Raw genomic sequence first — 20109 nt, forward strand, 5'->3', positions numbered from 1 at the left:
TCTCATCCAAGCATTCGGAGCAAATAGTGACGCTGGTACGCGCCACTTTATCTCCCACGGTAACACCGAAGGAAGAATACAGACGTTTGACGGCCTGGAATACATCGCCTCGCACAATGATCTCATCCAAACTTTCAAAGCCGATGCCGAAGCAGGTGCAAATCACTTTATTTTCCACGGTCGCGCAGAGGGTCGCGAAACCGCATTCGATGGTCTGGAGTATATTGCTTCGCACGTCGATTTGATCAATGCGTTTGGGGCTGATTCAGATGCAGGCGCGACACATTTTATTGCACATGGTGTTCAGGAGGGGCGAAGCAAAGACACCTTTGACGCTGAAACTTACCTGGCAAACTATGCGGACCTACAGGCTGCATTCGGAAATGACCATCAAGCAGCGACCGAGCATTTCATAAACCATGGCTACTTTGAAGGCCGATCGGACGATTTTCTATTCTAGCCCGCGACAAAATACTGACGCAAATAAGTACCGGAACTAAGACAACAGAGCCAATTGAGAATTGCGAAACAAATTACTTTATTGAAATCTGTTTAACCTTGTAAGCCAGCCTTAGTTTACGCCCGAAAGAAAAGCGCGACAGGGGTTTATCCCTGTCGCGGCAGCTTCGCATATGTTGTCGGTTTATTCCAAAAAGAGCGTCAGCGTAGGACTTGGCTTCAAGTAACGGATTGTTCAGAAACAACCTCGCCAAACCGGGTAAAAAATTTGCCCGACAGCTTTTTTGCCGTTCCAGCGATCAGGCGGCTGCCCAATTGGGCGATTTTTCCACCAACATCGACCTTGGCAGTATAAGCCAAAACAGTTTCGTCCCCGTCTTCGGTTAGCGTCACGTCGGCACCGCCCTTGGCAAATCCGGCAGCGCCACCCTTGCCTTCCCCGGTCAAAGAAAACCCGTCTGGAGCATTACTGTTGTCCAGAGTCACAGCGCCCGCAAACCGGGCTTTGACGGGTCCGATCTTCAGGACCACCTTGGCTTCCAGATCTTCGGGTGAATTCTGGATCAGCTCTTCGCATCCCGGGATGCATTCCTGCAGGATTTCGGGGTTATTCAGAGCCTTGTAAACCACATCCCGCGGTGCAGAGATGCGGACTTCGTCACTCAGTTCCATTCAATTTTCCTTTGTTCAACAGCATCTTGGATAAACCAGAAGTGCGGTCTCTGTCGCCTCTTCCGGAGTTTGTTCGGGACGCGCGGGCCACAGGGACCTCAGGCGCTTAAGCACGTTTCTCATCATGGGACTCCGTTTTGGATTTGTCACTGTTTCGCCAAAGCACAATTTCAGCCAGGATCGACACGGCGATCTCATGCGGGTCGATCGCGTGGATGTTCAGACCTGCCGGTGACTTCAGCCGCGCAGCTCGTATCGGGTCCAAACCTTGCGATATCAGCTTGGCCACCAGCGTTTCGGCCTTGCGATGGCTGGCCACCATCGAAACCCGCTTGGCGTCCGTTTGCAGAGCGGCGGCCAGGGCCGCGGCATCCCCTTGTCCTTGCGAAGCCACGACAACGAAATCCCGCGGCTCGACCCCCAGGTTTTGGACGGAATCCAGAGTGAACCGTTGAAAGTCACCTTTAGTCTCTGACCCATCACTAAGGCACACGCGAAACCCAGCCAGTGCCCCATGGGCGGCCAGTGCCACTGCAATCAGAGACTCGCCGAAAATCACTAATCGAGGTGCGTGCTGATACGGCTCGACAAGCAGATCGACAGTGCCGCCGGACGGGCAACCGCTTTTGAACGTCTGAATGCCATCAGGATCGGCCATGTTCACCACCTTTTCCGAAGGTTTGACCCGGATCATTTGCGGTGAACCACTGGCCAACGCCTGCTGGGCCGAGGATCGAACCGCACGTTGAACGCAGCCCCCGCCCAAATGGCCCAGGATCCGTCCATCTTTTGTAATCGCAGCCTTGCCCCCGGCTTTCGCCGAAGTTGCATCCGCAGTCCGCAACACCGTGGCCACGCAAAAGGCTTCATCAGTTTTGCGCAGCTGCTCAATCGTGTCGAATATGTCGAAGCTTGCCATTTGGGCTCCTTTCACAGCTTACGGAATTGCGGCTCTAGCGCCGCCAGCGCCTCAAGCGTGTTTGCGGGCAGGTGCGCGTCCAGATACGGCTCAGCTGCCTGCATTGCGGCGGCAATGGGCTGGTAGTCACGCCAGCCTTTCAACGGGTTCAGCCAGACGATCCGCCGGGCCTTGCGTCGAATCCGGGCCAATACATCGCCCAGCGCTTGCGGGTCCGAGCTGCAATACCCGTCAGACAGGATCAGTACGATGGTCCGACCGTTCAGTGCGCGCGCGCCATATCCATTTAGAAAATGCTCAAGACTGCCTGAGATATCCGTGCCTCCGCCAAACCCTTCGGCCATCAGCGACAACCGCCCTGCTGCGCGCAGCGAATCGTGGTCGCGCAACGCATCCGTGACGCGCATCAAGCGCGTATGGAACAGATATGCGTCAGCTTCGGTTCCTGTGCCAATCAAGCCTTTCAGGAAAGCCAGAAAGACGCGCGAGTATACAGTCATTGACCCGCTTACATCGCACAGTGCAACGATCCGCATCGGACGCGGTGGGCGGGCGCGACGATACAGTTCCATCGGCTCACCGCCCCGTGCAAGGCTGGCGCGCTGTATCCGGCGCATGTCCAGAGCAGGCCCCTTTAGCGCTTTTTTCCGCCGGCGCGAGCGGCGGTCGCGGATGGCGCGCGCCAGCGCTGTCGCCGCTTGTTCGACCTGCTTCAGTGCGTCTTGATCCATCAGTTCACGCAAATCCCGACGCGACAGGTTGGCCGTACGGGTCGCAATCAGCTTACCGTCTCTCCCCACGGCCTCCCCGTCGCCGGCATCAGGGGTTGCGTCCTGATCCGAATCGGAACTGGTCTCCTGGATGTCTTGGCTTTCTTGCTGCCAGATCATCGGCTTGGCGGATTGCACCCGAACATGCGCAGTTTGCGCCACTCCGGTCCGTTGTTTCCCTGCATTTAGCCAATATGCATCGAAAAGATCGTCAAACCGTCGCCAGTCTTCCGCGTCACCGGCCAGCAAGACACACAGCGCTTGTCTGGCCTGCGGCAGATCCGTCGCCTCTACTTCCGCCAGCACCGCCAAGGCATCCCCGGTCTCTGCCGGTCCGACGCGCATCCCGTTCATGCGCAAATGTGCAATGAAACCAGACATGCGGTCCGCCAGACCAGAGGCACGAGAAGGGAACCGGGTGACCTGCATCACGCCACCTTTCCAATCAGGCGATCCATCACTTCAGGCGGGGCCGCGTCATAATCGGCTGCTGTTTTCAGAAGACAGACAAGAGTCGCCTGAACCTCTTCGCGGGACTGCGCCATGTCGTTAACACCCAATCCTGAAAGGGCTGCCGCCCAGTCCAGCATCTCGGCAATGCCGGGAGTCTTCTCCAAGTCTTCTTTGCGCAAAGCCTGCACGACGCCAACAATCTGGCGTGCCAACTGCCCTTCAACCTGGGGCATGCGGGCTGTCAAGATTGCTATTTCGGTTTCACGCGACGGGTAGTCAAGGAAACTGTACAGGCACCGGCGGCGCAGTGCATCGGACAAGTCCCGCGTGCCATTCGCCGTCAGAATAACGGTCGGCTTTGTACGCGCCGGGATCGTGCCCAGTTCGGGAATTGTGATTTGGAAGTCCGAGAGGATTTCCAACAAATACGCCTCGAACTCTTCGTCGGCCCGGTCAATTTCATCAATTAGCAAAACCGGAGGGGCATCTTGCGAGATGGCCTCTAACAAGGGACGTTTCAGCAGATATTCATCTGAGAAAAGCTGTGCTTCGCTCGTTCCACCCTGCGCCTCGCTCGCTCGGATCGCCAGAAGCTGACGCTGATAGTTCCATTCATAAATGGCATGACTGGCATCGAGCCCTTCATAACATTGCAGCCGGATCAGCCGGGCGTCCTGCCACGCAGCGAGGGCCTTGGCCACTTCGGTCTTTCCAACGCCAGCAGGACCTTCCAACAACAATGGCCGCCCAAGTTGCTGTGCCAAATGCAGCGCCATCGCCAACCGGTCATCGGAAACATAGCCCTGCGCGGCCAATCCATTCTGAACATCACTCAAAGTCAAAACCAGGATCCAATCTTCATCTGGCCAAAAATATCCCGGGGGAGGTTCGGAGGGGGTAAAACCCCCTCCGTTCGGTCGGACCGGCAACAGCCGGTTCGAAACCGTTTACCCGTGCATCCCCAACCCATTGGCGATCTTCCAGATCCGCCAATGATCATGCGGCATATGGCTTTGCACCAACCCAAAGGGCCGGAACGCATCATGCACCGCGTTCGAGAACGCAGGTACACCGCCGACGTTCGGGCTCTCACCCACGCCCTTGGCACCGATCGGATGATGCGGGGACGGCGTCACCGTGTGATCAGTGGTGTAGTTGGGCGTCTCCCATGCCGTGGGCAGGAAGAAGTCCATCAGGGTTCCGGTCTTCACGTTGCCCATCTCATCATAGGCAATCTCCTGACCCATCGCGATGGCCAGCGCCTCGGTCACGCCACCATGGACCTGCCCTTCGATGATCATCGGGTTGATCCGGGTTCCACAGTCGTCCAGTGCGTAGAACTGCCGAACGTCCCATTCGCCGGTATCCACGTCGATCTCCATAACGCAGACATAGGCGCCGAACGGGTAGGTCATGTTTGGCGGGTCATAGTAGCTGACGGCCTCCAAACCGGGTTCCAGCCCTGGGATCGCCTGATTGTAAGCGGCGAAAGCGATTTCCTTCATCGTCTTGAATCGCTCTGGCGCACCTTTGACCGAGAACCGGTCTACGTCCCACTCGACATCGTCGTCATGGACCTCAAGCAGGTAAGCCGCGATCATCTGCGCCTTGGCGCGGATTTTACGCGCTGCCATCGCTGTTGCAGCACCCGCCACAGGCGTGGAACGAGAGCCGTACGTCCCAAGGCCGTAAGGCGCGGTGTCCGTGTCACCTTCCTCCAGCGTGATGTCGTCGGCAGGCAAGCCGATCTCACTAGCGATGATCTGGGCAAAAGTCGTGGCGTGACCCTGACCCTGGCTGATGGTCCCCAACCTTGCAATGGCGGAACCGGTTGGGTGAATCCGGATTTCGCATGAGTCGAACATACCCAACCCAAGGATATCGCAGTTCTTAACCGGTCCGGCCCCGACGATTTCGGTGAAATGCGTCAGGCCGATGCCCAGCAGTTTGCGGGTCTTTCCGGCTTTGAAGTCCTCAATCCGTTGAGCCTGTTCTGCGCGCAAGCCGTCATAATCGACGGCCTTCAGTGCCTTGTCCCAAGCGGTGTGATAGTCGCCCGAGTCATATTCCCAACCCAGCGCCGATTGATACGGGAACTGATCTTTGCGGATAAAGTTGATCCGGCGCAGCTCGGCCGCGTCCATGTTCAGCTTGATGGCCAGAACCTCGATCATCCGTTCGATGAAATAGGCCGCCTCGGTCACGCGGAAGGAACAACGATAGGCAACACCGCCCGGTGCCTTGTTGGTGTAAACCCCATCCACAGCCAGATAGGCAGTTGGGATGTCATATGACCCAGTGCAGATGTTCATGAAACCAGCCGGGAATTTGGTCGGGTCGGCACAGGCGTCAAATCCACCATGATCCGCCGTGGTATGACACCAAAGGCCAGTGATTTTGCCATCCTTGGTCGCAGCGATCTTGCCCTGCATCCAGTAATCGCGGGCAAAGGCGGTGGACATCAGGTTTTCCATCCGGTTCTCAACCCATTTCACTGGTTGGCCGGTGACAATCGAGGCGACGACCGAGCAGACATAGCCGGCATAGGCACCAACCTTGTTACCAAAGCCACCACCGATATCAGGGCTGATGACTCGGATATTGTGCTCGGCCAGACCCGAGATCAGCGACACAACAGTCCGGATCGCATGGGGGGCTTGGAAGGTGCCATAGAGCGTCAGCTTGCCGGTGACTTTATCCATTGAAGCGACGCAGCCGCAGGTCTCCAGCGGGCATGGGTGGGTCCGATGGTAGTAAACCATCTCTTCGGCCACGACATCGGCCTCACCCAGAACTGCTTCGGTGGCGTCCTTGTCGCCCTGTTCCCACGTGAAGATGTGGTTGTGATGCTTGCGCGGGCCATGGGCACCCTCGGTCTGACCCGCAAGGTCTTCACGCAGGACAACGTCCGAATTCAGCGCCTCGAAAGGATCGGTCAGAACAGGCAGTTCTTCGTAGTCAACCTCGACCAGCTCTGCCGCATCTGCTGCGATGTACCGATTTTCGGCGACGACATAGGCGACTTCCTGACCCTGGAACAGAACTTTGCCATCGGCCAACACCATCTGCTTGTCACCTGCCAGCGTCGGCATCCAGTGCAAACCCAGCGGAGCCAGGTCCTCGGCCGTCAACACAGCAACAACGCCAGGCACGGCCAGTGCGGCGTCTTTGTTCACACTGACAACGCGGGCGTGGGCATAAGGCGAACGGACAAAGGCACCGAACAGCATCCCGTCCATCTTGATGTCATCGACGTAGTTGCCCTTGCCTTGGGTAAAGCGCACATCTTCGACGCGCTTGCGCGAACTGCCCATCCCTTTGAGGTTGGCGACGCGTTCTTCGGGGGTCAGAGTCTGGTCGTTCATTCCGCAGCCTCCTTCTGAGCGTTTAGCATGTCGGCAGATGCCGCGATCGCCTTGACGATGTTCTGATATCCGGTGCAGCGGCACAGGTTGCCGGACATGCCAAAGCGGATGTCTTCCTCGGACGGGTTCGGGTTTTCTTGCAGAAGACGATGCGCGCGGGTGATCATGCCCGGCGTGCAAAAGCCGCATTGCAGCCCGTGATGTTCGCGGAACATCTCTTGCAGAACCCCGAGGCTGCCGTCGTCATTGGTCAGCCCTTCGACAGTAGTGATATCGGCCCCGTTCACCTGTGCCACAAAGGTCGTACAGGACTTGACGGACTTGCCGTCGATATCCACGGTACAGGCCCCGCAATGGCTGGTTTCGCATCCGATATGCGGGCCTGTGATTTTCAAATCTTCCCGCAGGAAATGGATCAACAGCGTGCGCGGCTCGGCCAGACCTTCGACCTGCTTGCCGTTCACGGTGAGTTTTACGTGCATTTTTGACATCGTTGTTCCTCCCCTCAATCCGCGCGGCTTTGCGCGCGTTCGATGGCGCGGCGCAGCATCACAGCGGCCACGTGTTTCTTGAATTCGACGGGGCCACGATTGTCGGCCACCGGGTCGATGGCTTCGAGCATCGCGGCGACGCAGCCGCTGACGTCTCCGTCGGCCAGCGCATTGCTTGCGCTTTCAGACCAGACGGGTGTGTCCGCCAGATTGGTCATCGCGACGGAAGCCTGACCATTGCCGACCACCACCGCAGCTGCGGCCGTCGCGTAATCGCCGATCTTGCGTTTTTGCTTCTCATAGGCCTGGCCCACACCCGCGCCTGGAACCGGGATCGAAATACGGGTCAGGATTTCCTCATCGTCACGCGCAGTGAAATACGCAGCCTCATAAAACTCACGTGCGGCGACACTGCGGCGGCCATCCGGGCCAGACAGTTCGAACGTCGCGTTCAGGCATTGCATCAACCCCGGCATATCATTGCCCGGATCACCATTGGCGACGTTACCACCGACAGTTCCCACATAGCGCACCTGAGGGTCCGCAATCTGCAGCGCGGCCTCTCGGATCAACGGAATGGCTGTAGCCAAGCCGTCATGAGTGATCAGCTCATGCTGGGTCACCATTGCGCCAAGCGAAACCGTGTCGGCACCAACCTCGATGCCTTTGAGCTCTTCGATCGCTTGCAGATCAACCAGATGGCCCATCTCGGCCATGCGCAACTTCATCATCGGAATCAGGCTGTGCCCGCCTGCGATCACGCGCGCCTCGTCTCCATGTTCCTGCAAAATGCCAATGGCCGAGGCGATATCGCCTGGCCGGTGATACTCAAAACCGGCTGGTATCATGTTTTTCCTCCCTGGGTCCGGACGTTGTGCCTTGGGGGACCTGCGGTAAGAAAAGTACGGTAAGCTTGGCCATTCCAGCCAGTGAAAACGGGGCGCGCAGCTTGTTTCACCAAATGCGAATGGGCTGCACGAACTGCGACTACAGGCCCAGCGCTTCGCGTATGTCTGTCAGACGTGATCTGCTGACCGGCACCTTGGTCAACGCATCGACCCCGTCGAAGTAACAAGTGCCGTTGTCCTTGTGTCTTTCAAACCGCGAGACATGTTTAGGGTTCACCAGATAACTGCGATGAGCCCGCAAAAACCCGTCAGGCACCAGGCGCGATTCAGCTTCGGTAATAGACCACGGGCAGAACAGTTTCTCGGCGTTCATGTAGAGAACGGTATAGTGTCCTTCGGCCCGGATGGCGGCGATATTGGAAGGCTGGGCGAAAAAGGTTTGTCCTTCCCGCTCAAACGGAACCCCGGCCCGCAACGTGGGCTCTGGTTCCGGGGCAGGTGCCGGCGCGCTGGGCGATACGTCTGCTGCCGCAGGTTCGATGAAGGTGATGCCCGTTAGCAGGAATGCACCACAGATCAGGAACACGGAAACCGTGACCCCCATCGCCAGCACCTGATTGTTTAGCGCAGGTCCGGCGCGACCGGCGGTATCGCTTGCGACAAAATCAGTCAGGCCGGTGGCGACGAAGTGCATGGTGAATACCGCCAACCCGAAACACACCGTTCCCAGCAGAATATTGCGTTGCGTTCGGTTGTCATAGGCCGCCCAGATTGCCAGCACCGACAGAACGACCGAGGCTAGGGTCGAAATCACGACATCCCAAGCGTTGTAGACTGGGCGGCACAGCTCCATCCCGGCCATGCCGACATAGTGCATAACGACAATTCCAAGCCCCACGATCACTCCCGCACCGACAATCGTTCCCATCGTACGGGGACGGAAATGCAGGATCAGCAGTGCCAAACCAACCATCAGGATCGCAACCAGTGCGGAAATCAGGGTGATCAGGGCGTCATAATAAAACAGGATCGGCAACTGTAGCCCCAGCATGGCCACAAAATGCATCGACCATATTCCACCGCCCAGAATGATCGCGGCCAACGCCACGACCAGCTTGCGTTTTTGGTCGTCCAGTTTTGAGGCCCCATGCGTCAGATAAAGCCCGGTGAACCCGGCCATCATCGCAACGGCCAAAGACGCCGCCACAAGCCACGTGTTATGAGAGTAGTCCAACATTTGGATTTACACGCCCTCCCCGACGCGTGGGTGACGTTAGCAAACGGATTTAATTGGGACAATTACATGTTGGAAAGGAATTCCAACAGCATCGGTGCCGGTTTCGGTTTTTACCGACCCGTCGGCCTCAGGTTGCGGTGTTACTCCTGAATAACGGCATCTTCCCACGCAGAAAGGAACTTTGTTCGTTTCAACCCGTCAAGAAAGGTCAGTAACGCGGGATCAAGACCGATTGTCTCGCGCCCGTCTGAGCTATCACTCGGCTGCAAAAGAGGAAGCGGGCTGGCCCCTTCGACCACGGCTGGTCGCTCAGTTACGAGGTAACGTAACAGCATCTCCGCAGCTTTGGGTTCTGGGGTGGCATTCGAAACCATTGCCGTGCGCATCATAATTGTTTGAAAATCAGACGGTAACACGACCTCAAGTGCGTCTTTGCCCTCGGTGCGGACGGCGGCGTAACTGCCCAGAACATTGTAAGCAACCAGGATCGAGCCATCCGCTAGGTCATTGATCATTTCGCCCGAACAGCAATAAAGCCGCACATCCAGGCCGCCCATAACCTCCATCAAGCGCCAATACGTCTCAGACGCGCGCGCATCCTGGGTTGCAAACAGATATCCCAAACCAGACTGGCGCACGTCATAGGTGCCGACCTTGCCGCGAAATTCTTCGGGTCGTTTGCGCAAGGCCTCGATCAGACCTTGCCGGGTCTGGGGGATAGGCTGTCCTTCAAACGCGGTTCGGTTGATCACGATTGTCGCGGGTTCCGAGGTGAATGCGAAAAGGCTGTGGTGCCATTGTGCCCAGTGTGGCACCTGTACATCGTCAATAGGCAGGGCAAAGCCGTCATTTGCCAATTTCAATTGCAGGTCCATGGCACTGGAAATGATCACGTCGAAGGCATCGGGCGTTGCGCGGACTCGCCTGTTTATGTCAGCGGTTCCGGAGACGAGGTATTCGACACTAACCATAGGGTTTTCAGCGACAAAACCCTCGATCACCGGAGCGAACAAAACAGTATCGGTGCTGGAAATCACACGAAGGCGTGGTCCTTCGGCGCTTTCATTAAAGACCAGACGGTCTTCCCAATCGTCGGCCCATCCGAAGCAGGGAACAGCCAACAATATTAAAGCGATAAGATAACGCATGCGCCCCCCTTTGATCGGTTTTTGAGGATCAACGAACCTCCATGCGCCGTTGCCACATCCTGCGCGATCGTCAACCCCAGCCCGGACCCGATGGTCCCAACCGCGTTTTGTCCGCGTTCGAACCGGCGCGTCAGCGTAGCGATTTCATCGGGCGGAAAGCCAGGACCCGAGTCGCGCACCTGTATCTGGGGTTCGGGATGCGCGATGATCGTGATCTCAACAGCGCTGTCAGATGGCGCGTATTTCATCGCGTTATCAACCATATTTCGCACAGCATTCTGGATCAGGATCGAGTCGCCCGAGTAAGGAACCGACGGCTCACCCGACAGGGAAAGCGTCAACTCTTTCATTTCGGCAATCGGGATCAGACGCTGCACCAGATCGCGGATCAGAACGACCAGATCAATCTCTTCACGTTCCAAATGATCCGCCCGAAAGGTGATCATGGCGTGATCCAGCAACTGCCCCGCTGCACGTGAGCTTTCGTCGATGGCCCGCACCATGGCCTTCAAGGCCTCGCGGTTATCTTCGCGATCAACACGATGAAGGGTTGCCTCGGCATATGACCTGACGGTCGCAAGCGGCGTTCGCACCCGGTGCGCGGCTTCGGCGATAAAGTCCTCGGATTGGCTAAGCGATTGGTCCAGACGACCCATGAGCGAGTTCAGCGACGTCACTAGCGGCGCCATCTCTTTCGGTACGGGTTTTTTGAACGGACTTAGATCCTGCGGACCTCTGCGTGTGACCGAGGTCGTCAGTTTGTTCAACTGGCCGATCGTTGAGGATGTCACCCAGAACGATAGCGCGGCGGTCAACAGAAAGAACCCGATCCCCAAATATGCCGCGTTGCGTGAAATCTGGTCCAGCGTATCCGACAACGCGTCTTGTGTTTGCCCCAACGCGACCTCAATCTCAGTCTGGCGGCCCAAGCCGACAAGCGTTCGGCTGGCGCTGACCTGGCGGACACGTTCGCCGCGCACCTCGCCGGTTTGAAAGGCCCATCTACCTTCAATCGGGCCATCTGTTAGGCTCAGATCATCGTAGCCGGACAGGAATTCTCCATCCTGATAAATGGCATAGAACACCCGGTCATCCGACGGCGTGCTGAGCATAGAAAACGCGGCATAGGGGATATCCACCTCAAGCTGACCATCCCTGAGTGCGGCAGCATCAAGGATTGAAGAGACGGACGCCCCCAATATATCGTCCTGACCCTGCTGGGCGACCTTTGCAGCATAGCTGCGCACCGTCAGGAACAAGAGAATCGCCAGGACCGCTGCTCCGCCGATCAGCGTCAACACCAGTCGGTTTCTTAATGATCCCGAAACGGTTGGACTAGTCGTCATGATCCAACCTGTATCCCAGCCCGCGCAACGTAGTGATTTTCATGCCGGATTTTTCAAGATGCTTTCGTAGGCGTCCGACATAGACCTCAATCGCATTGTCCGACACGTTGTCATCATACGAAAACAGCCTGTCTGCGAGTTTTTGCTTGGAAAACACCTGACCCGGCGCGTTGATGAACAGTTCGATCATTCTCAGCTCGCGATTGCGAAGCGACAGTGTTGCACCGTCGACGATCAAATGACCAGCAACCGGGTCAAAAACGATACCGCCGATTTCAATCGTCGATTTCGCGCTTCCGGACTTCCGACGCAGAACGGCGCGGCAGCGGGCTTCTAGCTCGGCATGGTCGAAGGGTTTGGTCACATAGTCATCCGCCCCCAGATCAAGCGAACCGATTCGATCCGAAACCTGACTGCGCGCGGTCAGAACGATCACCGGAGTATCCAAACGGCTGGCGCGATGTTGTCTGAGGAACTCGCGCCCGTCCCCATCGGGCAGCATAATGTCCAGAAGGATCAGATCGTATTCCTCAGTCGAAACAAAGGCCCGGGCGTCCTCTAAATTCGCTGCGTGATCAACGACATGGCCATCCAGCTGCATACGGGACCTGATCGCATTCGCGAGGTCGAGATTGTCTTCGACAAGCAGAAATTTCATGGGCTGCGGACAGTTTCTTTTTACATGACAGGTTGATGTCAGGTTGACGTGTTTAGGTGCAGGATAATCTGTGCCGCTGAGCGGCCAGTTGTCAAATGGGAGGACATAATGACAACATTTAACCTGGGCCGTCGGGCCCTGATCGCAGCTGTTGCAGCAATTGGTCTGGTTGGACCTGCCGCATCCGAAGAAGTCGTCGACAGCATCCACTTTCTGATCCCCGGCGGCGCCGGCGGTGGCTGGGACGGAACCGCCCGGGGAACCGGCGAGGCCCTGACCAATGCAGGTCTGGTCGGAACCGCGTCCTACGAGAACATGTCGGGCGGCGGCGGCGGTAAAGCCATCGGTTTCCTGATCGAAAACGCCGACAGCAACCACGGCACACTGATGGTCAACTCGACCCCCATCGTGATCCGCTCGCTGACTGGCGTGTTCCCACATAACTTCCGTGACCTGACGCTGGTTTCAGGCACAATCGGCGACTACGCGGCGATTGTTGTGGGCAAAGACAGCCCGATCAACTCGATGGCCGATCTGCTGGCCGCCTATGACGCTGATCCGGGTGCGACCGCAATCGGTGGCGGCTCGGTTCCGGGCGGCATGGACCATCTGGTCGCTGCAATGGTTATGGAAGCCGCTGGCAAGGACGCACTGGGCGTTAAATACATCCCTTATGACGCGGGCGGAAAAGCTATGGCTGCCTTGCTGTCGGGTGAGATCGCCGCACTGTCGACCGGTTTCTCGGAAGCCGTCGATCTGGCCAACGCGGGTGAGGTTAAAATCATCGGTGTGACCGCAGAGGAACGCGTTGATGCAGCACCTGACGCACAGACCATGAAAGAACAGGGCATCGACACCACTTTCGTGAACTGGCGTGGATTCTTTGCTGCCCCCGGCCTGCCCGAGGACAAGCTGGCCGCCTATCAGCAAGCCATCGCCAAGATGTACGATACGCCCGAATGGGAAGAGGTTCGTGCCCGTAACGGCTGGGTCAACATCCACAACTCGGGTGCCGATTTCGAAGCGTTTCTGGAAGGTCAGGAACAGCAGATCAGCGACCTGATGAAGAAGCTGGGCTTCCTCTAAAGCAATCTACGGCAGAGCGTTCGGTCGCTCTGCCGTCCCAAAGAACCAAGATACACGGGAGGGGACGTTATGGCGCTGGATCGTTGGATCGCGCTTATTTTGCTAGGTGTTTGCCTAACATATGGGTACACCGCCTGGTTCACGATGGACGGAAGTCTTCCTCCTTTCATGCAGAGAAATCCGATTTGGCCCAGCACGTTTCCAAAGGTGCTGTCTATTCTGGGCGTGGTCGCGTGTTCAATCATCCTGCTTGGCTTGGAAAAGAGCGAAGTCAAAGAGGCCGATATCGATTACCGCAGACTTGGGGAGTATCACCTGGGTCAGGCAATTTCTCTTCTTGTGCTGATGGTTGTCTATGCCCTGTGCCTGCGCCCGGTCGGTTTTCTGATCGCGACATCCAGTTTCCTGATCCTCGGGTCCTTCATTCTGGGCGAACGCAAGTGGCACATCATGCTGCCTGTCGCGTTCGTGGCAACCGGATCCGTCTGGTATCTGGTTCAGGAAGTTCTTGGAATTTATATGCGCCCCCTGCCGGGCGTGTTTGGAGGCTGACATGCTAGAAGGACTTCTGATCGGCCTGCAAACGGCATTCTCAATTCAAAACCTGCTGATGGTCGTAGCCGGATGCCTGATCGGCACGTTTATCGGCATGCTTCCGGGTCTGGGCCCAATGTCGATCATCGCAATCATGATCCCGGTTGCTATTTCGATGGGCGATCCATCCGCCGCACTGATCCTGTTGGCAGGCGTTTACTATGGCGCGATCTTCGGCGGCTCGACGTCGTCCATTCTGCTGAATGCGCCGGGGGTCGCGGGCACCGTGGCCTCAAGCTTTGACGGTTACCCAATGGCCCGGCAGGGGAAGGCGGGCAAGGCCCTGACCATCGCAGCAATCGCCAGTTTCGCAGGCGGCACGATCGGTGCCATTTTGCTGATGGTCTTTGCTCCGGCACTGTCTTCGGTCGCTCTGCTGTTCCATTCAGCCGAATACTTCGCGCTGATGGTGGTAGGTCTTTCGGCCATCGCAGCCTTTGCCGGTTCGGGGCAAGTGGCCAAGGCCATCATCATGACGACCATGGGATTGATCATGGCCACTGTCGGAGAAGGTGCCCTGTTCAATCTTCCGCGTTTCACAATGGGTATCATGGACCTGCAATCCGGGTTTGGCTTCATCACTCTGGCCATGGCGATGTTCGCCCTGCCCGAGGCGTTGTTCCTGGTGCTTAAACCCAAGGACCTGAAAGGTGATGACGGTAAGATCAAGGATCTGCGCATAACCAAGGCCGAGGCAAAGGCCATCACCCCGGTCATCGGCCGTCAATCGGTGCAGGGCTTCTTTATTGGCGTCCTGCCCGGCGCGGGCGCGACAATTGCAAGTTTCCTCGGCTATGCGGTGGAACGGAACATTGCCCCCAAGGATGAGCAGGAGGAATTCGGCAAAGGCTCGATCAAAGGTCTGGCCGCGCCTGAATCGGCGAATAATGCGGCTTGCACCGGATCTTTCGTGCCGTTGCTGACATTGGGCATTCCCGGTTCCGGAACGACCGCGATCCTGCTGGGTGCCTTGATTGCCCTGAACGTCACCCCGGGTCCGCGTCTTATGCTGGATGAACCTCAGATCTTTTGGGCGGTGATCATGTCGATGTTCATTGGCAACCTCGTCCTGCTGATCCTGAACCTGCCGCTGATCCCCTACATTGCCAAAGTGCTGGCAGTTCCGCGCAACTATTTGATCCCGTTCATTTTGTTCTTCACGCTGATGGGGGCCTATATTGGGCAGAACAATGCCACCGAATTGCTGATCTTGGTGGGTTTCGGCGTATGCGCAACGGCGTTGAAATTCGCAGACTATCCGCTGGCCCCCTTGCTAATCGGGTTCATCCTTGGCGGCATGATGGAGGATAACTTTTCGCGTTCGATGCAGCTCTATGATGGCATCGCGTTTATCTGGGAACGTCCGATGACCCTGGGACTGCTTGCCATTGCCGTCCTGCTGGTTCTGCTGCCCAGCTACCGCGCACGTCGTGCACGGGCACGGGCCGCTGGTGTGGCTGATGGGGACTGAACCGCTTAGGGGTGTTCGGATCCTTGATCTGACAAACGTGCTTGCTGGCCCGTATTGTTGTTACCAACTGGCTCTGATGGGGGCCGAGGTGATCAAGGTCGAACGCCCCAATAGCGGTGATCTGGCGCGTGTGCTTGGGGCTGATCCTGACCGGAACAAAGCCGGTATGGGGGTCAGCTTTCTGGCGCAGAACGCGCAGAAAAAATCGGTCACGCTGGATATGAAATCCATTCGGGGCAAGGCTCTGCTAAAGCAGCTTGTTAAAACGGCGGATGTTCTGGTTGAAAACTTCCGGCCCGGCGTGATGGATCGGTTGGGTCTGGGGTATGACGTTCTTCGTACCGAAAACCCTGCCTTGATCTATTGTGCAATCAGCGGGTTCGGGCAGGACGGTCCGCGCCGCGACGACCCGGCCTATGACCAGATCGTTCAGGGCATCAGCGGGGTCATGTCGATCACCGGCGCACCAGACACCGCGCCCTACCGCGTTGGCTATCCGCTGGCTGATACGGTCGGGGGGCTGACGGCCGCCTTTGCGGTGAGTGCCGCATTGAACGCAATTCCCCGTGGCGCGTTTCTGGATATTGCCATGTCCGAGGCCGTGATCTCGACCATGGGATGGGTTGTGTCCAACTACCTTGTCGGCGGTGTGATGCCCGGCGCGCATGGCAATGAAAACACAACCTCGGCACCGTCCGGTACCTTCGCCACATCCGACAGCCCGATCAACATCGCCGCCAATCGCGATGAACAATGGCAGGCGCTTGCCCGGCATCTTGGCCGCGAGGACCTGTTTGATGACCCTGACTATGCAACACGCGAAGATCGCAAACGAAACCGCCACGCTTTGCGGGATGAGCTGGAGAAATCGCTGAAATTGCGTCCCGCGAGCGAGTGGGTCAGCGAATTGAATGGCTTGGGCGTTCCCACGGGGCAAGTGCTGACAGTCCCCGAGGCGTTGGCGGACGAACAACTCTCTAACCGGGGGCTGATTGGATCTCTGCACGTGCACGGAGAGGACATGCAGCTGGCAGGCAGCCCCGTGGTGATGGACGGGCAGCGAAATATGCCGAAAGTCTCACCGCCGGAATTGGGCGCGGACAACGATTCAATCTGGTCCGAACTTAGCTTGTCACCGAATGAGATCAAGGAACTGGCTAAGGATGGTGTGATATGAGCGATGTTTCCGACTGGTGGAGCACATCTATCATTGACATGGAACCCGGACGCATCGCCCTGCGCGGTGAACCCATCGAGGACCTGATCGGCAACCTCAGTTTCGCTGAAATGATCTGGTTTCTGGTTCGCGGCAACCGCCCGTTACCCGCACAGGCAGATCTGTTCGAAGCGGCCCTGGTTGCCGCCGTGGATCATGGACCACAGGCACCTTCTATTGCGACGGCTCGGATGGCAGTGACCTGCGGTTTGCCTTTGAACAACGCAATGGCCAGCGCGGTGAACATGCTGGGCGACATCCACGGCGGCGCCGGTGAGCAGGCGGTTGAGCTGTATCACTTTGTCGGGTCCCACTCGGGCGGGATCGGTGCAGCGATTGACAACTGGATCGACGACCACGGAAAGATACTGCCGGGTTTCGGCCACCGGTTTCACACACCGACCGATCCACGCGCACCGCGACTGATGGCTCTGGTCGCTGAGGCCGTAGAACGCGGCGCCTGTGACGGACGTTTCCGGAAAATCGCGTTGGATATCGAAGCAGAGCTTGCACGTCGCAAAGGCAAACCCGTCCCGATGAACATCGACGGGGCCACGGCTGTCATCTACGCAGAGCTTGGGTTCGAACCACCGCTTGCGCGTGGTTTGTTTTGCCTCTCCCGGTCAGTCGGCATACTGGCACATGCGTGGGAGCAAATGCAGCAAGGTGGCCGCAACAAAGGCCCCACACCTCCGACGTACCGCTGGACTTATGTCAGGAACTCGCCTGAGGAATAGCGCGTCAGGCCTGTTTCTCGACCACGGGTTCGACGTCGGGGCGGACTGGTTCCACATCCAATTCGATGATCTCGGGATCAACCGGTTCCTCGACGTCTTCCACTTCAACCTCGACCTCAGCTTCCGGCTCGCTGCTGTCTTCCAACGCACCAACAATCAGAGGCAGCATATGGACACCCGTCGCGCTTGCGATTTCCGGCGTTTGCGGTGTTTGCCAGCTTAGCGTGTCAAAGCTGCTGCAGTTCTGACAGACCGGAGCCCACTCGGGCTGAATGTCATGACAATTGTCGCAGACCCATTGTGGCCCGCGCGGAGCAGTCAGCGCCTTGGCCAGCCAACCCTGTACCACTGCGTCCGAGGACCCCTCGCCCCGTTCAATAGCGGCCATCAACGTGTAACCGCGCGCATCCGCCTGCTTTTCGACCACATCGCCCAGCGCGCGGCGCGCCTCGGGGAAGTCTTCGGCCACGATGTTCAGCTCCGCCAAAATCAGACGGGTTTCCATATTCTCAGGGTGAATGCGGGTTAGCGCGGTAAAGCGTTTGATCCGTTCATGTGGCGTTTCATCCGGCGCAATCTCGGCAAAGACATGGGCCAGATCGGGGTGCGGCTGCACCTCCCACGCTTTTTTCAGGATCTTGGTCGCATTGCGCGGTTTGCCTTTCTCGATATAGGCGCGCGCTGCCATTGCAGCCGCCGGCACCAGATCAGGAGACAGGCGGTTCGCCTCAATCGCGCGCTCTTGCTGTTCAACCGTGGCGTTCTCGTCCAGAATTCCCTTGGCCTCGGACAGGGCCAGCACAGCATCACGGCGCTTGAACACGTCACGCGGCAGGTGGCCGGATTTCAACTTGGCTGTCAGTGTCGACCGCGCGCCTGCCCAATCTTGCGCCTTGGTCTGCAGACCCAGCAGAATGTCCTGTGTTTCCAGATGACGCGGTTTCATCGCCAACGCTTTTTCGGCCAGTTTGCGGGCGGTTTCGTCATCCCCTTCGGCCAGTTTCTGCTTCATGATCCCGCGCACACCGACAAAGCGAGTTGCATTATCCGTCACCAGTTTCTTGTAGGTGTCAGCCGCCTTTTGGGTATCGCCGTTCATCTCGGCAGCCTGGGCCACCAGCAGGTTGGTCAGCTCGGGTTTGTTCAAAAGCCGCTCCGCCTTGGTGGCCTTGTTCAAAGCCACACGACCTTCGCCCGAGGCCAGCGCCATCAGCCCATCAGACAACGCTTGATAACCGCGCTGCTCGCGGCTGCGGTCGAAATAGCGCGACAGGGCGGTTTCGTCCCCGTTGAGGAACTTCAGCGTGGCGATCAACAGGGTCAGCAGCTTGAACAAAAGCCAAACTGCAAAAACCAGAACGCCCAGCGCGATGACCGATTGCAACGGCCCCAGAGTGTACTCCGTCCCGCCAGCTGTGATCTGTACACCACCGCTGGTTTCCATGAGGAGCCCGGCACCCACGGCCAGAAGACCGATAATCGCAACAAAAACTAGAATCTTAAACAGTGACCACAGCATGGCAGGTCCTTCAGTTCGAGTTCACGCTAGGCTGAAGCGCATTGGCAGCATCCACCGCGGAAACCCGCGCCTGTGCTGCCTGCTCCCAATCAGCCATAGCTGCCTGCGCCGCTTCGGGCAGGGATTTAAGTTCGGTCAGGGCCGTTGAGACGTCGCCACTGGACAGAGCCGACTCGGCACGAGACAGGATCGCATCCGGGCCATCGCCATCTTGTGGGGTGACCGAACGCGCCCCGGTCTGTCGCTGCAGGAATGCCACCAGACCGGTGGCTTTGTCCGCATCCCGTGCCTCCGCCAACGCGGTTCGCGCAGCAGGTGAGAACGATGCCCGCAAGGTCGATACGCTTGCAACGCCCTTATCGGCAGGGCCCGATAGCGCCTCAGGCACATCAACGCCGCCTGCCTTCAGTTCGGCGACAAGGTCTGCGTAAGGCTGACCAGCATCCAGTTGACCATGCAGGCGCGACAGGATCGCCGCGTTGGTCGCTGCCAGAGCCTCTGCCGAGGCTTTCGCCTCAAGCGTTTGTGCGTCCGACACCATTTTTTCCACTTCGGCCCGCTGCGCCGCCAGTGAGTCCTGTAATTTCTTCAGTTCGGCCTCAAAGGCTGCCGACGCTTCGGGGGACGCGCCTTGGGTCAGCGCGTCGCTTTCAATTTTACTTAGGCGGCTGGCCAAAGGATCAATCTTGCCCGCCAACTCATCGACACTGGATTTGAGCGTATCCAGATCGGAGGTGATCGGTGTCACCTGATCGGTCAGCGCTGCAATCTTGCTGTCGACGCCAGATGTGTCGGACAGGGACTTGGTTAGTGCCTCGATCTGTGTGGACTGATCGTTGAGCTTCGCCTCAAGCGTGGTAAGCGCATCTGTATCGCCAGATCCAAACAAGCCCGCGCTGCCAGCTGCAAATCCAATTCCCGCCGCGATCACACCACCGAGCAAAGCGGGGACAAATCCACTGCGTTTTTCTTCCTGCTGCGGCTCTTCACGATGCGCTTCTTCCGGCGGAGCGGAGTTCTCTTCCTGGGTCAATTCCACAGCGGCTTCTGCTTCTGCTTCTGCTTCTGCTTCTGCTTCTGCTTCTGCTTCTGCTTCTGCTTCTGCTTCTGCTTCTGCTTC

Annotated in this window: 19 protein-coding genes; 6 read left to right on the forward strand and 13 right to left on the reverse strand. The window is 57.8% G+C overall.

Going from position 1 to position 20109, the window contains the following annotated elements:
• Positions 1-460: hypothetical protein (locus tag AC2FFH_RS22545; RefSeq protein ID WP_496770728.1), on the forward strand; the 460-nt coding region annotated here is incomplete at its 5' end.
• A gap of 218 nt (positions 461-678) precedes the next feature.
• Here AC2FFH_RS22545 and AC2FFH_RS22550 read toward each other — a convergent pair.
• The 11 genes from AC2FFH_RS22550 to AC2FFH_RS22600 all read right to left on the reverse strand — a co-directional run bounded on the left by AC2FFH_RS22550 (position 679) and on the right by AC2FFH_RS22600 (position 12366).
• The gene (locus tag AC2FFH_RS22550; RefSeq protein ID WP_496770726.1) at positions 679-1131 is read right to left on the reverse strand and encodes an SRPBCC family protein; all 453 of its coding nucleotides are present in this window, start codon (positions 1129-1131) and stop codon (positions 679-681) included.
• Positions 1132-1237: 106 nt separating this feature from the next.
• Entirely contained in the window at positions 1238-2050 is an 813-nt protein-coding gene (locus tag AC2FFH_RS22555) for an XdhC family protein (protein ID WP_496770724.1), read from the reverse strand.
• Positions 2051-2061: 11 nt separating this feature from the next.
• Entirely contained in the window at positions 2062-3249 is a 1188-nt protein-coding gene (locus AC2FFH_RS22560) for a vWA domain-containing protein (RefSeq protein ID WP_496845377.1), read from the reverse strand.
• A complete protein-coding gene (locus AC2FFH_RS22565) occupies positions 3249-4115 on the reverse strand; it encodes an AAA family ATPase (protein WP_496780966.1) in 867 nt (288 codons plus the stop codon). The genes AC2FFH_RS22560 and AC2FFH_RS22565 overlap by 1 nt, the downstream gene beginning before the upstream one ends.
• Before the next feature lie 105 nt (positions 4116-4220).
• The gene (locus AC2FFH_RS22570) at positions 4221-6638 is read right to left on the reverse strand and encodes an aerobic carbon-monoxide dehydrogenase large subunit (RefSeq protein WP_496770718.1); all 2418 of its coding nucleotides are present in this window, start codon (positions 6636-6638) and stop codon (positions 4221-4223) included.
• A complete protein-coding gene (locus AC2FFH_RS22575) occupies positions 6635-7129 on the reverse strand; it encodes a (2Fe-2S)-binding protein (protein ID WP_496737340.1) in 495 nt (164 codons plus the stop codon). The genes AC2FFH_RS22570 and AC2FFH_RS22575 overlap by 4 nt, the downstream gene beginning before the upstream one ends.
• Before the next feature lie 14 nt (positions 7130-7143).
• Positions 7144-7977: an FAD binding domain-containing protein gene (locus AC2FFH_RS22580; protein WP_496845378.1), complete on the reverse strand. Its 834-nt coding sequence runs from the start codon at positions 7975-7977 to the stop codon at positions 7144-7146.
• Positions 7978-8116: 139 nt separating this feature from the next.
• Entirely contained in the window at positions 8117-9214 is a 1098-nt protein-coding gene (locus AC2FFH_RS22585; RefSeq protein ID WP_496770714.1) for an MHYT domain-containing protein, read from the reverse strand.
• Positions 9215-9354: 140 nt separating this feature from the next.
• Entirely contained in the window at positions 9355-10362 is a 1008-nt protein-coding gene (locus AC2FFH_RS22590) for an ABC transporter substrate-binding protein (protein WP_496770712.1), read from the reverse strand.
• Entirely contained in the window at positions 10341-11708 is a 1368-nt protein-coding gene (locus AC2FFH_RS22595; protein WP_496770710.1) for a sensor histidine kinase, read from the reverse strand. Before AC2FFH_RS22595 ends, AC2FFH_RS22590 begins: the two co-directional genes overlap by 22 nt.
• The gene (locus tag AC2FFH_RS22600) at positions 11698-12366 is read right to left on the reverse strand and encodes a response regulator transcription factor (RefSeq protein WP_496741847.1); all 669 of its coding nucleotides are present in this window, start codon (positions 12364-12366) and stop codon (positions 11698-11700) included. Before AC2FFH_RS22600 ends, AC2FFH_RS22595 begins: the two co-directional genes overlap by 11 nt.
• Before the next feature lie 108 nt (positions 12367-12474).
• Here AC2FFH_RS22600 and AC2FFH_RS22605 point away from each other — a divergent pair, with 108 nt between their 5' ends.
• From AC2FFH_RS22605 to AC2FFH_RS22625, 5 genes are all read left to right on the forward strand, one after another.
• Positions 12475-13452, forward strand: a complete 978-nt coding sequence (locus tag AC2FFH_RS22605) for a tripartite tricarboxylate transporter substrate binding protein (RefSeq protein WP_058275185.1) — start codon at positions 12475-12477, stop codon at positions 13450-13452.
• A 69-nt stretch (positions 13453-13521) separates the two neighbouring features.
• Positions 13522-14004, forward strand: a complete 483-nt coding sequence (locus AC2FFH_RS22610) for a tripartite tricarboxylate transporter TctB family protein (RefSeq protein ID WP_496727345.1) — start codon at positions 13522-13524, stop codon at positions 14002-14004.
• Between the two features lies 1 nt (position 14005).
• Positions 14006-15517 (forward strand): tripartite tricarboxylate transporter permease, encoded by a 1512-nt coding sequence (locus AC2FFH_RS22615; protein ID WP_058275183.1) that lies wholly within the window; start codon positions 14006-14008, stop codon positions 15515-15517.
• Positions 15507-16694: a CaiB/BaiF CoA transferase family protein gene (locus AC2FFH_RS22620; RefSeq protein ID WP_496770708.1), complete on the forward strand. Its 1188-nt coding sequence runs from the start codon at positions 15507-15509 to the stop codon at positions 16692-16694. Before AC2FFH_RS22615 ends, AC2FFH_RS22620 begins: the two co-directional genes overlap by 11 nt.
• The gene (locus tag AC2FFH_RS22625; protein WP_496727307.1) at positions 16691-17470 is read left to right on the forward strand and encodes a citryl-CoA lyase; all 780 of its coding nucleotides are present in this window, start codon (positions 16691-16693) and stop codon (positions 17468-17470) included. Before AC2FFH_RS22620 ends, AC2FFH_RS22625 begins: the two co-directional genes overlap by 4 nt.
• A 4-nt stretch (positions 17471-17474) precedes the next feature.
• On the opposite strand, the gene AC2FFH_RS22630 is transcribed toward AC2FFH_RS22625, so the two are convergent.
• Positions 17475-18989 (reverse strand): heme biosynthesis protein HemY, encoded by a 1515-nt coding sequence (locus AC2FFH_RS22630; protein ID WP_496727306.1) that lies wholly within the window; start codon positions 18987-18989, stop codon positions 17475-17477.
• A 10-nt stretch (positions 18990-18999) separates the two neighbouring features.
• Positions 19000-20109: COG4223 family protein (locus AC2FFH_RS22635; RefSeq protein WP_496845379.1), on the reverse strand; the 1110-nt coding region annotated here is incomplete at its 5' end.

This window comes from Ruegeria sp. YTSC003 (genome assembly GCF_059609785.1).